Origin of the sequence: Sphingopyxis sp. BE259 (genome assembly GCF_031457495.1) — a bacterium.
Taxonomy (GTDB): domain Bacteria; phylum Pseudomonadota; class Alphaproteobacteria; order Sphingomonadales; family Sphingomonadaceae; genus Sphingopyxis.
Genome location: NZ_JAVDWM010000001.1, coordinates 1,048,330 through 1,063,094, shown reverse-complemented (window position 1 = coordinate 1,063,094; position 14,765 = coordinate 1,048,330). Strand labels below are relative to the sequence as shown.

Annotated in this window: 11 protein-coding genes; 4 read left to right on the top strand and 7 right to left on the bottom strand. The window is 58.6% G+C overall.

The genetic code is table 11. The features are described from left to right. Positions 1-9: 9 nt before the first annotated feature. The 4 genes from J2X44_RS05150 to J2X44_RS05135 form a co-directional block, all read right to left on the bottom strand. Entirely contained in the window at positions 10-1,941 is a 1,932-nt protein-coding gene (locus J2X44_RS05150) for a hypothetical protein (protein ID WP_310088366.1), read from the bottom strand. Between the two features lie 205 nt (positions 1,942-2,146). Continuing rightward, positions 2,147-3,133, bottom strand: a complete 987-nt coding sequence (locus J2X44_RS05145; RefSeq protein WP_310088365.1) for an ATP-binding protein — start codon at positions 3,131-3,133, stop codon at positions 2,147-2,149. 2 nt (positions 3,134-3,135) lie between these two features. After that, positions 3,136-5,370: a hypothetical protein gene (locus J2X44_RS05140; protein WP_310088364.1), complete on the bottom strand. Its 2,235-nt coding sequence runs from the start codon at positions 5,368-5,370 to the stop codon at positions 3,136-3,138. Positions 5,371-5,372: 2 nt separating this feature from the next. Continuing rightward, complete coding sequence (locus tag J2X44_RS05135) at positions 5,373-6,035, bottom strand: hypothetical protein (protein WP_310088363.1); 663 nt, start codon at positions 6,033-6,035, stop codon at positions 5,373-5,375. 755 nt (positions 6,036-6,790) lie between these two features. On the opposite strand from J2X44_RS05135, the gene J2X44_RS05130 reads away from it, so the two are divergent. Then, positions 6,791-7,945 carry a hypothetical protein gene (locus J2X44_RS05130; protein ID WP_310088362.1) on the top strand — a complete coding sequence of 385 codons (1,155 nt, stop codon included), beginning with the start codon at positions 6,791-6,793 and terminating at the stop codon, positions 7,943-7,945. Here the strand turns inward: J2X44_RS05130 and J2X44_RS05125 are convergent. Next, positions 7,933-8,940: a hypothetical protein gene (locus J2X44_RS05125; RefSeq protein ID WP_310088361.1), complete on the bottom strand. Its 1,008-nt coding sequence runs from the start codon at positions 8,938-8,940 to the stop codon at positions 7,933-7,935. The two genes, J2X44_RS05130 and J2X44_RS05125, sit on opposite strands and share 13 nt — an antisense overlap. A 15-nt stretch (positions 8,941-8,955) precedes the next feature. Between J2X44_RS05125 and J2X44_RS05120 the strand changes: the two genes are divergently transcribed. Together J2X44_RS05120 and J2X44_RS05115 are read left to right on the top strand one after the other, a co-directional pair. After that, on the top strand, positions 8,956-9,468 hold the full coding sequence (locus J2X44_RS05120; protein WP_310249208.1) for a hypothetical protein: 513 nt from the start codon (positions 8,956-8,958) through the stop codon (positions 9,466-9,468). 689 nt (positions 9,469-10,157) lie between these two features. Continuing rightward, a complete protein-coding gene (locus J2X44_RS05115; protein WP_310088359.1) occupies positions 10,158-10,520 on the top strand; it encodes a response regulator in 363 nt (120 codons plus the stop codon). Positions 10,521-10,565: 45 nt separating this feature from the next. On the opposite strand, the gene J2X44_RS05110 is transcribed toward J2X44_RS05115, so the two are convergent. Both J2X44_RS05110 and J2X44_RS05105 read right to left on the bottom strand, forming a co-directional pair. Then, a complete protein-coding gene (locus tag J2X44_RS05110; RefSeq protein WP_310088358.1) occupies positions 10,566-13,151 on the bottom strand; it encodes a PAS domain-containing protein in 2,586 nt (861 codons plus the stop codon). A gap of 196 nt (positions 13,152-13,347) precedes the next feature. Then, positions 13,348-13,620: a metalloregulator ArsR/SmtB family transcription factor gene (locus J2X44_RS05105; protein ID WP_310088356.1), complete on the bottom strand. Its 273-nt coding sequence runs from the start codon at positions 13,618-13,620 to the stop codon at positions 13,348-13,350. 402 nt (positions 13,621-14,022) lie between these two features. On the opposite strand from J2X44_RS05105, the gene J2X44_RS05100 reads away from it, so the two are divergent. Beyond that, entirely contained in the window at positions 14,023-14,709 is a 687-nt protein-coding gene (locus J2X44_RS05100) for an MgtC/SapB family protein (protein ID WP_310088355.1), read from the top strand. The last annotated feature ends 56 nt before the right edge of the window (positions 14,710-14,765 follow it).

Below are 14,765 nucleotides of genomic sequence, written 5' to 3'. Positions count from 1 at the left end.
TACAAGCTATCACGACCCCAACGTCCTTGGATCGCGGCGATGCGCTCTGACGCTCCAGTTAATTTGCGTCTCCAAAACCCCCGATTTCTCGATTGCGGCGCGGTTCCACCCGCATGCCGTGCGATCATTCGCGAAGAGTGCCAGCGCCCATTTTGCCTGACGCGCGTTCCAATTAGCACGTGCACAGATCTCGCCGATGCCGATTTCTTGTTCAGCCTTCTCGAGGACCTTCGCCATCGGAACTGCCTTGCGCGGGCCCCGTTGATCGCATGCCGCGATTTCTTTTGCGAAGACGTCCTGAAGATCAACTGATGGTGTGCCTCGAAGGTTGAGAATTTCCTTTGCATCGGACAACGAACAGTCGGCGAGCGATCGTGGGCTTTGTCCGGGTGGCTCGGTCATCGCGATATTGTCGAACTGAGCGAATTGGGGAGGCGCAATCAGGATGCTGCGTAGCCAGGGTGTCTCCGAAGTCGCGTTGGGAGCTATCCAGCACGTAAGCGACCGGTCTCGCAATGCGACTACGATATCGGCCCATGGCTTTAAGCGGCCTCCAATCCGCCGCGTGGCGGTCCCGAGCGGGACGGCATCGCTCGGGGCTGTGCCGCGTTCCAATTCGAATATCGCCGCGCGAAGCGACTCGATGGACGTCCGGGTGATGCTGGAGCCATGGCGAAGGTGAAACAGTGCTGGGTCACTTTCGCGCTCGAGTATCCCATGGTCACAAAGATTCTCGATCGCGTAGGTCGGAAGATAGGTCTGCCGCGCAAACAGGGCCATTGAAATTGATCCGTCTATACGCCTGCGTAGCGCCTCCACGACCGAACGATCGAAACGAAACCTTCGATTTGCGCCTCCTCCCAGTTCCTCCGCCGCAAGAAGCCCGGCATCAACCAAATCGACATGCCTGACGGCCAAGCCAAGGAGTTTGCCCGCTTCACGGCGCAGAAGCGTGTCCGAAAGAGGCTTGAAGCTGCGTTGCACGTTGCAAAATATGTCGGGGAGCGCGTCACGTATGAGGTCTGCTTGTTTTTGGCTTACGAACCACCGATGGCCCAGCTTTTGCAATCTGGCCCGCAGCTTTCGGTAATCGCTGCCACCCGCAATTAGCCGGGTGGCCTCCTCTTGTGACCGGAGCTGCAGCGCGCCGGGCCATTCCCTCAGAATTTCGGTGCCGGTCGATATAATGGCAGCCTGCTGGGCGGGCGGAAGTCTGTGGATCGACTTTCGATTTACGAAGCGGTCCTTTAAGTGGAAGCAGGCCCCTATGCCTATGACCATTCGGATCAGGGTTTCAACATCCAAGTCTTGGACGGCAGGGCTCAGTTCGCTAAAAGCCTTCTTGCGCACTTCGACTCGACCAGAAATGAGGCGTGCGAACAGCGCATAATCTGACCTCATTTCCTCGTCTAGCAACGCGGCGTCGGTGGGTCCGACCACCTGTTCGCATGTCTCGCAGACATCTATCCCAACGGACTTCTTCCATCGCAAAGGCGCACTGCATTCTGAGCAGTCCGATCGAAGGAGTTCGAAACTGACAGAGCAATATGGCAGTATCCGGAGAAGCCATGACTCGCGGTGGCGGGAGCCAGCGAGAATCGCGAGCGGAGAAATCCTGCGGTGCTCGGTCTCTATGTCCCACACGCTGAGGTGGTTGGCCCGCAGCCTAGCGCGCCTGGCTTTCGCATGAGGCAACATGGTCCACATCGTTCGAGACAATACCTCTTCGACCGGGCAGCCGATGATGGGAGCGAGGCGTTCCAACGTGGCTGAATCGAGTCGAGTAAGGTATCCGGGCCGGTCCATGCTTATGCCTGCCCGACGAAGCACCCTGTTCAGGTCGAGCAGCACATGGTCTGCAGTAGCCCGCGCCACGAGCCCGATTAGGCTTTCGTATTCTTCCGGAATCGTCGGAAAGCGAAGCGGTTGGCCGATCTTCATCTTGCGTTCGGGGACGCTCCATCCCGACGCGTGTAGGTGCGGACGCTTTACGTTGCGGCGAAGGATTCGCCGCCCAGGTGGCAAAGCATTGCGGTTGCGCACGCCCCTCGGCCCACGCTTCTTGGTGTCAAAGCCCGATCCACAATCAAACGCTACGTCCGTCGTGGAAGACACCAGGCTGCTGTCGGGTTTCCTAACGAGATGATCAGACATTAGGCGTCGAAAAAGGATCGTCGCCGACCCAACCTGCGGGGATGGCGTAGTCGCGAACAACACAGCTGAGGTCGTAGGCCTCGATGAACTGCGCTCCCCTGGCCGCTGCATGAATCGCCGCGTTTTGGATTATCCGTGCCACGCGGCCAAAATATCCGCCCGATGCCTCCTGCAAGGCGTCGAGCATGGCGGGGGCGGAAAGATCTGAGGTTTTACCGAAGGCCTCCAATTGCGCGAGTGCCGCATCGAAACCCATGACGAAGTTGCGGAAGTGCACGGCGTCCGCGGTGCGCTTCTTAACATCGAGCGCGGGCAGTGTCAGCGGGAGCCCAAGACGGGCGCGGAATTGCGGATTGCGATCGAACACTCGCTTAGCATCGAGGTTTCCCACTAACACCAACGGTGCGATGCCCATGTCGAGGAAGCGTTTAAAGGCGTCCGTCACGTCGGCAACGTCATTCCCGCCCTTCTGTAAGTGCTGGCATTCGTCGATAATTATCAGTTCAACGCCGAGACGTTTGACGAACTTACGGATCCGTTGCCTGAGCTGCTTCTCGGTGCCATAATCCCAATCTGGGTCCTCCATCTGTATCAGGACGTCCTGCAGAACACTCTTGAGTGACGTCTTCTGATCGAGGCCCACGACGATGATCTGATAAGGATTCGGCAACTCACCCCTCGCGGCGCGTTCCTCGGCGAGAATGTGCTTCACGCGCGTGACAGTGGCCGTTTTGCCGATCTGACTGTCCTGGCTGAAGCATAGTCCGTCTTGCCCGCCAATTTCCGCACCCTCAAGGGTGGCGAAGCGGTATGCGAGGATACGGCCGATCACGTTTGCCTGCGGCGGGTGCTCGACCCATATATTCTTCACAACTTTTCGCATCTTCGCCTCTCGTAACTGTGTTTCCTGATCGGCATAGTCGGCGAAGCGTCTGCCAGTGAGCGGGCGGGGCCGCTTTCCGAGTGGATCTTTGGCCATACTCAGTCCTCTTCGTCATATTCGTCGTCGGGTGCCACGTGGCTCAGCGCATCCCAGTCAATGCTGTTGCTTGCGGCGTCTTGCATGTCGTCTTCTGGGTGCCGCCGCTCCGGCGAGATGCCGCGACGGCCGTCACGCTTGGGGGCTGCGAACTGCTTGCCGGGCGGGCCTCCGCCAGTTTCCTTCTTCGGACCGGGCGGCGGCTTTCCGGGATCGCCGCGCATAACGGTGGACGTCTCGACAATGACAAAATGCTCTGGAAATGTTAGAAATCCAGGGCGGCGCGCGCGCGCGCCCGAGCGCTGGCGGACCTCCTCGCACTGCGAAAGTGTAAACATCTTTGAACGCCGACGGAACGCCATCTTCGGCGCTTGTTCGTCGATCTGCTCAAGACTGCGAGTCCGAGACCGCACTCGCTGTCCCTCCGAATCGAATCTTTCCTTACGCGCCTTGGCCATCCGGCGATATTCGTCGTGCTCCCATCGGCTAAGCAGATTTGTGTAGGTCGGTTGCGTGGACCACAGTTTCACGAACTGCCTCGCGTCGTCGTGCCAAACACGGATGTAATCGATGTTTGCCTCATTGGTTCGGATCGACACCTTTAGTCGGACGGGTTCATGACCGTCACGAGAAGATGCAACGGCGTGGTAGTTCCGACGAAGGATGTCCTCCACCTCGGGCCCGCGATACTGGATTCCGTCGTATTCAAGTCCATCGTCGGCTAGGACGCGGTCGTTGACCGTTTTCTCCATTTCGGCCCGGATACGCTGGGGGTTGCTTAGGGTTGCAGAACCGTTGGCGATCATACTGGCGATCAGCACGTCGAACGGCGAACGCCAGTTGAGCCGCTCCACGGGAGTGGTGTTGTATTCCCAGGTTAAGGCCCGGACGGCGTAGACAAGCTGGCTCGATACCATTTCCGCGCCATTGACCGGATCCTGCTTGATATCGCGGCTGTGGCGTGGCGAAAGAACGGTGCCGGGCAATCCCTTGAGGCGTGACTTTAGCCACCCGAACCACCACTCCAGAGGTGCTTTTGCGTCCGAATGGTAAGTTGCGGGCAGCTCTAACCGCGAACCCAAGTCCAGCAGCGCGGGAATATAGGCGGGTCCTATCAGCGTCCGATCATTGTCAGGCGTCCATGCTTCGGGAATTCCGAACGTCCATCCAACGTATGGATGAAACGCCAGTTGTTCCTCCGTGAGATGATCCGGTGGCGTCATTACTCGGCACAGCGCCTCGATCGACATCTCCTCGCGGTAGGGACCGGCAAAAATTGTCGGATCGAAGACAAAGGTCGAGAAGGCGTCCATCGCGCCTACGCACTTCATCTTGCCTCCAGGCAGCTGCCAGTCTTCACCGAAGAGGCACACCTGCTCGAGTTCGGTTCCGTCGACGAATATCCGCTGGAATGCGCGATGAACTTCGATCGGTTCGCCGACCGCTCCAAACATCTTTTCGGCCCGCTCTCGTCCGAACTTTTCAAAGACGGTCGCGAAGGTGGCAATGCTCCAGACGCGGAGGCGGACCGCCTCATAGGAAGGTCTCTTCTCTCCAAGGTCAATATCGCCCTTAAGTTTCAATGAGTTCCATCCTCGCGCCATGACAGCCTCGGCGTCGACGATCGACGCGCCTTTGTCCGCCCAGAAGTAGAGCGCGGCTTCGTGGACAAGAGCATCTTCTGCGTTTGTCAGTTGAGACTGCCCCTTCTGGCGACCAGCCTTTGATACGTGGGCGCCCGGCGCGAAATCTTGTGGGGTTCTGATGATCCACCGTTTGAGCGTGCTGGCTCCCGGACGTTTGTATGTCCGTCCCTTCCGCTCGCGGTATTCGCTAGAGATTCGCTCGTAACTATGAGCGATGAAAGCCTTGCAGGCCGCCTCGCACTTCACCTTATTCGCGCGTGCCTCTCGCACCCATGTTCTGCGCCAAGACGTAAGTGGATCGATTGTGTCGGCGGCGTCCTCGTCCACTTGCGTCAGGTCTCCGCGACGATCATCGGGCCGGGGCTCGCTAGCGCGTTGATAATAAATCTGCCCTGCTCTCAAAGATCTCAAGAGCCACTCGATGGTCGTGCTGGACGGCTCGCCAGTCTCAGGATCTTCGACGCGGACGCGCGCGCCGGTGCGCACGTCGGTGAAATGCAAATCCCCGTCTCCCAAATCCGCCTCGAAACGGATCCGGCGCTCGCCGAGGTGGATGATGTCGCCGATGGCGATGGTGCACGGGAGAGACACGACTAGGTGCCGAAGCGGGAAAGGCGTCGGTTGGATCGGCGCAAGAGAGTGACTGGCGTGTCGACCGTCACGGGGCCGTTGACCGGAAAGCCAATCTCGCGGCGGATCAGCATTGCCGACATCATCGCCTCGGCGTTGCGCTGTCCCCTCCCGATGGCAGCGGCGACAGCGCCGTGCGGAGCGACGCCACCAGCGCGGTGAATCGCATCGTGCGCAGCAGCCACATCGCGGCGGCTGTAGGGAACATTCCGATGGCGCAGAACGCCGTTTACCGCGCGGAGCCGCACGTGATCGAGCAACGCCGATCCATCTATTCGGTCCAAAGCGATGTCGTGTGCGGCAAGTGCGCGTTCCGCTTGGTCCAGCACGTCGGCCACGTCGGGCAGTTTGAAGTAGCTGGCGTGAGCCTTGATCTCGAACCACCGCTCGACGCCATCCACAGTGATCCGCCCGCCGTCAAAGGTGTAGTGGCGGTCCTGCCCGTCCTTGGTGGTCCAGGTGATGGTCGCGACCTGAAACTGAAACTCGCAGGTATCTTCGTCTGTGGTTAGGATCGCCCGATAGATCCCCTCGAAAGCGCCTTCCGTGAAAACGTCGTGGCCGATCGTCGGGCAGAAGTCGGCCGAAGTCGTGCACGAATTTCTATAGGTCATGTTGATGCGCATGGGCCCACCGGCAGGATCAGTGCGTAGGCGAGGACTACGCCAGCCTTCACTTCTCGAACGGAGCGCGTGCGGCGCGTCACGACTGGGGGCGCGGCTTACCCACCGCGGTGGCCTTCGGGGAATGAGACTGTGTGGATGGGGCAGGATCAACTTGGGAACGGGATCACCCGAGTTCACTACGTGGGCAATGCGGGCGGGCGACGACGGATCTTCGCCCATCAGACCGCATTCGATCGTCCTGCTCGGTGCTTTGACGCGGGTCATCGACTTTGGCCCTGCATCACCGCGCGGCAATATCCGCGACCGTCAACCGACAGGTCGTCGTGCCCCTCGAACAGGAGTGACGCTTTATTCCCTGTTGACGCGTTCCGCGCATCGACTGTGAAGGACCTCAATCCGCCGCCGCGCGATTTTACAACAGCGATGCGCCAAGCGGTGGCGCTCGCCGGTCCGCCAAAGATCGTCATCGGGAAAATCCCGAGATACGCACCGGCTGACGCTGCCGTTGAGACTTGCGCCGACGCCACGTCGAGAGGCGCGCGGCGGCCTCGGTGGGCAGCGGCAGTATTGGCGGGCGCTCGAAGGTCTCGTCTGCACCTGTCGCTTCGCTGTGATCTTTTGGCATCCGCCACCTCCAATCCGAATCATTTCTAGGCGAACTGCACTAGACATCGGATAAGTAGGTGTTGCGGGATCTTTCGTCAAGCAGGCACATACCACTAGACATTGATCAGTTGCATTGTTAACCAAACCGCATGGATTTAGAGGCTCAGGATGATATCGAGCGGCGACAGCAGCAACTGATCGCCTTGGTGTGGCCCGATGGTATCTCTGAACGGGATCGGGTGGTGATGGACGCCGTTCCTGCTTCGAATCGCAAGAATCTTCTCGATCGGCTCGAAGCCGTCTGGCGCGCAGAACGGGGCGAGCCACTCGGGCCGCTCGCCGATCTGGCTCGCCTTAAGCGCGCAGCCTTCTACAACTTGCGCGTTGCGTGGCGCACCCACTCGCTCGCCGGTCTGGTCCCGCACGACACTCGTAGCGGCAGGCGCGTAGATGCCAGCGATGAGAGTCCGCTTCGGAAAGAAGCCGAGACCCTGTTACGCTCGAACCCGCTCTCGCGTAACGTTGATGTGGCGAGGCGTATCATGGAGGCGAACCCGGATCTCGTCCGGACCGACGCGGGTGCCAACTACGCACTCACCGTCCTCCAGCGCCTTCAGCGGCTAGTCGGCGATGAACGTCGGCGGCTTACTGGGGATCCCAAATTTGTCCGCGCTGCATTTGGTGGCGAAATGGTCTTGGACCTTACCGCTGTCCAGATTGTTCTCGACGGAACAGAGCGTGCCCTCGCGGTAGCGGCCATCTTGATGGAAACAGCTAGTGGCATCGTTCTAGGCTCGGCGCTCGGCAGAAAAGATGACGGCCGTGCGCTCCAGCGCGAAGCCTTATCCGCCGGCCTTTCGTTTCTTCAGCTTAACAGGGCCGATCTGCCGCCCCAGCCCGATACGATGCCGGGTTTGGGCTGGATGTTGCCACCGGACATACACGCTGAGTCGTTGATCCAGACGCTGGAGCCGCATGTCAGCGAACTGGTGATGGGCCGGGCTGGCGGGTTTTCCTTTGGTCAGCAAGTCCAGCAGGTGACTGGTCCGCGGATTGGCAGGATACCGTTGAATTCCCGGCGCACCTTGCTGGCAGATATGGACATCGACGAATACCTCAAGAGTCGAGTTGCCCCCATTGTGGCGCTAGAAGAAGCACGTGGAATCTGGATGCGGGAGGTTGAACGTCACAACGTCGATCGCATTGTCGCTCTGACCCGAGCCAACATCATTGGTGGTGGCGTAACCGACGGACGTCTAGCCGCCGTGATCCGTGCCTCGCTGGTCGCGCTTCAGTCGGCCTGAGCGATCTTCGCCAAGCTCCTGGCCAGATATGCCTGGTCGCGGTTGCTTAAAGAGCTGAACACCGTGGTGGGACGACCGTGAAGTAGGCGTCCCCGGATGAGCGTCTCGGCTTCGGCGATTGTCAGCGGCGCGGCGCCTGACCGCACTGCAGCCATCCTTTTTTCGCCATGATGCCATACGAGCCGTTGCTTAAGCCGCAGTCCGACAGGTTCCGGTCCGAGTAGCGATTCCACGACCAGCCCGCCACCGTGGGCGCCCGTCATTATGAGGGCCGCATCGATACCCGCCTGCCGCAGGGTGGCGACCACATTGGCACCCTCTTTCTCCGACATCGCGACGATGCTCATGCGTCTCTTCGCTGCCCTACCGTTGGCGTGTCGGATGCCGCCGCGGAGCGCATCGAATATTGCTTCGGCGGTGGCCGCCTGGCTCGGCACCGAGCGGGAGATAGACAACGCGACGGGAGCCTCGGAGGCGACGTCGATGACGACAGTCACGAGAGGGCGTCGGGCTTGGCCATCACCGAAGTCGACAGGCAGATCAACGACGGTATGGTCGATGATGAGATCGACATCCCGCCTATGCTCTTCGGTCAGTAGCATCGGCCGTTTGCGTCGGACGGAGCGCGCCACAGTGCTCGGGTCCGGAAGTTCAATACCGCGGATCGCCGCCAACGAACGGACTCGCTCGACAAGGACGCTGGCGGCAGCTCGGCGATCCGCGCTGATCACCTCGTCAATGAGATCGAGCACTAATGGGTCGATCCGGGATTGCATCTCGCGCGGCGAATGGCGACCCATCATTATTTCCGGTCTTTGCTTCGCCCGCCAAGCGCGGACGAGGTTGTAGAACTGGGCCGTGCTGAGGCCTAGTCTCGCAGCGGCCGCCTCGGCGGCCCTGCGCCCGGGCGCGGCAATGAATTGTTCCACGGCTGCGATCCTGCGACGCACCTCGTCGCGCTGCTCGGGTGCCACGAACATGAGGTCGTGGGACATAGCTTTTTCCCCTTGATGAAAGATAACAAAATTCAGCTGTTTAGGATTGTGAAAGCCTTCACGACTTTGGACATCTTCAGTTCTGTGATGGAGCGCGAGTTTGGACTCGCTCGCTCCAACAGCTGTGTCGCGGCCGAATGGTCAGCTAAGATAAGGCTCAAGATGAGGGACATCCTTCCGACTGGCAGCCGGGCGGCCGCCATCCGGTATCAGATCGAGGCAGCTTGGCGATGTTGCTTACGCGCGGAGAGGGTCGGTCAGTTTCTCCATCGTGGTGCGCTGGCGCTGAAGGCCGGTGGTGATCGCATCGTCGAACGCGCCCGCCATGCCTTGAGCCCGCGCATCGCTTCGATCATGTTTTGCCGCTGCATCGAAGGTCCTCAGCTGGTCGTAACGGGCGCAGTCGGCGATCGGCGGATGGCGCGAGGCGCTGTTCTCGGAGATGATGATGGTGAGCGGTCGAGGCGGTTCGCGGCGCCGCGACAGGATGTTGAGGATCAGATCGGCGCACGCCGTGCCGGTTGCTAATGCCTCGCGCAGCCGACCACGCTCAACGTGCGAGCGTTCGGTGAACCATGCTGCGGAATTTCAGACGCAGGCGTGAGATCGACTTAAAATTACAGGAATTCGGCCAATATTGACCCGCCTCGCTCGTCAGAAAGACAAGGAGTGTCTGTTGGTCGGGTCATCTGATCTTTAGTCGCTTAAACCCTACGGCAGCGTCGCCGTGTCTTAACGGTGCCAGATTAGCCTGCGGCGTCGGTAACTGCGTTCGCATAACCCTCGATCACGAAGATCCAGATTAAAATTGATGCGATCCAGCCAGTGTTAAAGATTATCAGGGCCAGCCAAACTCGCGCACGGGATGCTCTCCGTCTGCCTGGACCGCGAACGATATCATTCGAAGCGTCAGCCGAGAAAAGGCTGGCTAGATCGCGAAGGTGCAGCACAAGCCATATGCCGGCTATCAGGCTCAACGTCGCTAAGCTCCGCTTCTTTGGTTTCCTTGATCTATCTCAATTTCGGTGCATCAAGGGATGCCGAGGTGGCCAAATGGCAGACATGACGGCCCAAGTTAGGAGCTTCATTTTCCTGGTCGGAACCACTTTTTTGGGGGGGTGACCGATCTGGATAATCGACGGGGCCATTTTCCCAAGCTCAATCTACTGCATTTACTCACTTCTTGACGTTTGCGCTCAACTGCGTTTGAACAAAATATGCAAAGCAGAATTTTGATCGTTGAGGATGACCCGCTCGTTTCCATGATGCTTGAAGACTGTCTCGCGGCGCTTGGACGAGAACCAGTTGGCCCTTTCGACAATGTAACTGCAGCGCTTGCGAAGATAGAAGAGGGCAACGTCGACGCAGCGATTGTCGATGTCCATCTCGGAAATGGTGAAACGTCCGAGGCCATCGTCGAAAGGCTTAACGAGCGTGGCGTTGCGTTTGTCATCACCACTGGTGGATTTATCGCGCCACCGGGCTCAGCGTATGCGAACCATCCCATCCTTCACAAACCGTTCACCATTTCCAGTCTGGAAAAGGTGCTGGATGAAATCGATAGAGCTCAAAAACGCTAGAGCCATTAATCGACCGGACTGGGGGGAAATCATCCTCTCGGCCGATCAGCTTTCAAGAACGGCGCGGATTTTTGCAGCGAGCTGCTCGACAGTGAACGGCTTACCAATCAGTTCCACGCCCGCATCGACCACTCCATTGTGGACAACCGCGTTGCGCGTGTAACCGGTCGTATAAAGAATCTTGAGATTTGGACGACGCCGCGCCGCCTCATCGGCCAGCTTACGCCCATTGATATCTGGCATCACGATATCGGTGAACAGCAGAGAAATTTCGGGATGAGCGTCGAGAAGGCGCAAAGCCGCCAGCCCGCCGTCGGCCTCTATTACGCGATACCCAAGCTCCGTAAGCGCATCGATACTGAACTGGCGCACTGCAGGCTCATCCTCGACGACGAGGATCACTTCATTTTGCTCGCCGCGGGGCAGATCGCTATACTTTTGAACTGCGTTCTCAACGATCTCACCAACGAAACGCGGCAGATAAATTTTGACGGTCGTTCCGTGGCCCGGCTCGGAATAGATTTTGATGTGGCCTTCTGACTGTTTTACAAAGCCGTAAACCTGGCTCAAGCCAAGGCCGGTTCCCTTGCCAACGCTCTTGGTCGTAAAGAAGGGATCAAATGCTTTTGCGATGACTTCGGGCTCCATCCCGGCACCTGTGTCTGAGATCGCAATCATGACATACTGCCCGTGCGGAACGCCGATATTTGCGGCAGCGTAGCGCTCGTCGATAAAGGTGTTATGCGTTTCGATGGTCAATCTTCCGCTATCGGACATGGCATCGCGCGCGTTGACGGCAAGGTTGAGGATCGCGCTCTCGAGCTGGTTCCGGTCGGCGTGGGTGCACCAAAGGCCGGCTGCAAGCACCGTTTCCTGACGAATTCCGGTGCCAAGCGTATGCGCGAGCAGGTCAGACATTGCCGGCACCAGTTTATTGGCATCGAGAATTTCCGGATTGAGGGGTTGTTGGCGCGAGAAGGCAAGGAGCCGCTGGGTAAGCATGGCGGCACGCTGCGATGCATCTGCCGCTGCATCGACATATCGTCGCGCGCGAGCGTCGTCGTTCCCAAGGCGTCGGCCCAGTAGATCGAGCGAGCCAATGATTACCGCCAGCATATTATTAAAATCGTGAGCGATGCCTCCAGTTAATTGGCCCACTGCCTCCATCTTCTGAGACTGGCGCAAAGCTTCCTCGACCTTTTCGCGCTCACCAATTGCCTCCGCCACTCGTCGTTCCAGATGATTGTTCAGGTCCAAAAGTTCGGCCTCGGCGAACTTGCGCGCGGTGACATCGATCGCGGTTCCGACAACGCGAACGCAGCGACCTTCGTCATCGAACAAACCGCGTCCTTTCGCGGCCACCCAGCGCAACTGACCATCCTCCTTGCCAACCGTGCGATATTCGACGTCATAGAGCGCGCGCTGGAGAGGATCACAGGCGTCGGCAAACGCCTTGCCCGTTGCGCTTCGGTCATCTGGGTGAATGCCTTCGTAAAAATCGTCCATCGACACTGCCACTTGGGGCGAAATCCCGAACATGCTTTTCACGATTGGCGGCCATATGAGGACGTCATTGACGATGTCGACATCCCAGAAGCCTACCTCCGCCGCTTCCGTTGCAAGTCGCAGCCGCTCCTCGTTCATGGCCAAAACCGCTCTGGTGCGCTGGCGTTCGGTAAGATCCAGCATGGCCCCGATCATCCGCACCGCGGTCCCACTACCGCGGCGGATAATATGGCCGCGATCCAATATGGCGGCGTAGCTACCGTCAGCGCGACAAAAACGATATTCATCGGACCAACTGTCCGCATCGCCTTCGATTGCTACATGTATGCTGGCATCAATTCGCGCCCGATCATCGGGATGAATATGATCAATCCACCAAGTTCCGCTGGGTTCGACATCATGCAGTTTATGCCCATGGGCCGCTTCGAGTGCCTTATTCCATACAACATGATTGGTAGCCAAATCCCAATCCCAGATCGCATCATTCGTTGCGCGGCTTACGAGACGATAGCGTTCTTCTATTCCGCGCAGCGCATCTTCGGCGTCAGCGCGCTGCCGGACCTCGACCGCCAGTTCCTTGCTGCGCAGAGTCTGATCGACGAGTGCCTTGCGCAGCTCAAGCTGGGTCATCACCTGGCGTGCCAGGACTTCCAGCACGAGGCGCTGGTGGGCTGTGACCCCTTCGGGCCGCGCTTCGCGGTCGAGCACGCAGACCGTGCCGATGGGCAACCCGGCGGCGCTGCGCAGGATCGCCCCAGCATAGAAGCGAAGGCCATCCTCCACGTGAACCAAAGGATTGCAATCGAACCGTTGGTCCAGACGTGTATCGGGCACCACCAGGAAATCATTCTGCAAGATGGCGTGTGCGCAGATCGATACGTCGAGCGGTAGCTCACGCGCTCCGATGCCGACTTCAGCTTTGAACCACTGCCGGTTATCTGAAACCAGATTTATGACCGCAATCGGGGCTGCGAATGTTTCGGCCGCAAGCCGAACGACGTCATCAAACTCGGATTCGATCGGGGTATCGAGGATAGCATAACTCGCTAGTGCGGCGACGCGATCGGTTTCGGACCACCCTGCTGCCACTACCGGCGGCTTGCCTGATTCAATTCCTGATTTCATCAGCGGACAGATAGCATTTCATTTTTGTGGGAACAGGCAAAATTGTAATGCCTGACCTGACGCCCTTTTTTACCCAATGAGGATGGGTTGTTTTGGTTTCACGGCTCGATGGTGCGATCTTTTCGTTGGAGCGAAAATCCGTTGTAGCCGTGGATCCCACATCCGACGCCGAGCACATGATCAGTTAAACGTGTCTCTAAATGCTTTTCAGAAATTCGGCCAGCTCATCGATAACTCGCGGCACTGCCCGATAAATCACGCTACGGCCGACTTTCTTTGATTTTACCAGTCCCGCTTGCGACAATATGGCAAGATGTGCGCTCATTGACGTGGGCGATGTTTTTGTCGTCTCCGATATCGCTCCTGCCGGCATTCCATCGTCGCCTGCATCGACAAGCAGCTTGAACACCGTGAGCCGCGTTTCCTGGCTCAGAGCGCTCATCACCATCCGGGCTTTTTTCTTTTCCATTCCGCCTCCTCAAACGAAAGCGCAGCGCCGACAAGCGTCAGAAATTCACTTTCTATCCTTAAGAAGCGTTAACCTACAACAATTCGCGAAATTATGAAACGATTTATTGTCCTCAGCAGTCGTGCCAAAAGCTCAAATCCTAGGCTGCGCTGGTTAAGTCGGTGTCTCGACGACACATGCATCGCCGATTATCCTCCCGTCGGTCTTCCTGTTTCCAACCGCTTGTCGCGGCAGCACCGTTTCTCAATGATTCAAAGATTTGCGACAACGGCGGCGGCGATAATGCGTATTGCAACCGCCGCAGCCAGCGCGCGTTACAAATTTGTGACATCTTCCTTGCCATCCCGCTGCGTAGCATTCCGTATCCGCTGTCTCGCCAGCGCCATTATCTGGACAAAATAGTTGGAGCTGCTCGACGCCGACTTGTTCTGGCCGATCATCGGCGCGATTGTGGCGAGCGCGATTGTCGGCGCCGAACGCGAATATCGGGCCAGCCCTGCTGGACTTCGCACACATATCCTGGTGGGCCTGTCCTGCTGCCTATTGATGCTGTCGGCGGTGCATCAGATGGCGTGGCTCAGCGACGCCCCGGTCGAGGTGGTCCGCATCGATCCGGTGCGCATGGCGCATGGTATCTTGACCGGCATCGGCTTTCTGTGCGGCGGGGCAATCTTCCGCGAAGGGTTTAACGTCCACGGGCTCACAACCGCCGCTTCGCTTTGGATGACGGCGACGCTGGGCATATTGTTCGGCATCGGCTTTTACGAGCTGGCGATCTTTGCGGCGACCGCGACGGTGCTGGTGCTGGCCGCCGTCACGATCACCGATCGGCGCGCTCCGCAACAGCGCATCGTGCATCTGAAGGCCCGCTATCGCCGGTCAAAGGCCATCGCGCTGAGCGACTTTGGCGCGCTGCTCGCTGACCACAAGCTCCGATCCATCACCATCGACCAGTCGATGAACGATGATGTCGTAGAATATGGCGCCATCGCGCAAGGCTATAGCGAAAACCGCGCCGAGCAGCTGGCCGCCAGCCTGTCGGGTGACCCAAACGTCACCAGCTTTGAAATTCGCCCGCAACAGGCCTGAATGGACGATCAACGCTTTTTGAGCAGTCATCATGTCGGCATGCCGCTGATCGGCGT

Excerpts from the sequence above, each read along its gene's own strand:
- J2X44_RS05150 (WP_310088366.1), bottom strand. The coding sequence starts at position 1,941 with ATGAAGATCGGCCAACCGCTTCGCTTTCCGACGATTCCGGAAGAATAC.
- J2X44_RS05145 (WP_310088365.1), bottom strand. The coding sequence starts at position 3,133 with ATGGCCAAAGATCCACTCGGAAAGCGGCCCCGCCCGCTCACTGGCAGA.
- J2X44_RS05135 (WP_310088363.1), bottom strand. The coding sequence starts at position 6,035 with ATGCGCATCAACATGACCTATAGAAATTCGTGCACGACTTCGGCCGAC.
- J2X44_RS05130 (WP_310088362.1), top strand. The coding sequence starts at position 6,791 with ATGGATTTAGAGGCTCAGGATGATATCGAGCGGCGACAGCAGCAACTG.
- J2X44_RS05125 (WP_310088361.1), bottom strand. The coding sequence starts at position 8,940 with ATGTCCCACGACCTCATGTTCGTGGCACCCGAGCAGCGCGACGAGGTG.
- J2X44_RS05120 (WP_310249208.1), top strand. The coding sequence starts at position 8,956 with ATGAAAGATAACAAAATTCAGCTGTTTAGGATTGTGAAAGCCTTCACG.
- J2X44_RS05115 (WP_310088359.1), top strand. The coding sequence starts at position 10,158 with ATGCAAAGCAGAATTTTGATCGTTGAGGATGACCCGCTCGTTTCCATG.
- J2X44_RS05110 (WP_310088358.1), bottom strand. The coding sequence starts at position 13,151 with ATGAAATCAGGAATTGAATCAGGCAAGCCGCCGGTAGTGGCAGCAGGG.
- J2X44_RS05105 (WP_310088356.1), bottom strand. The coding sequence starts at position 13,620 with ATGGAAAAGAAAAAAGCCCGGATGGTGATGAGCGCTCTGAGCCAGGAA.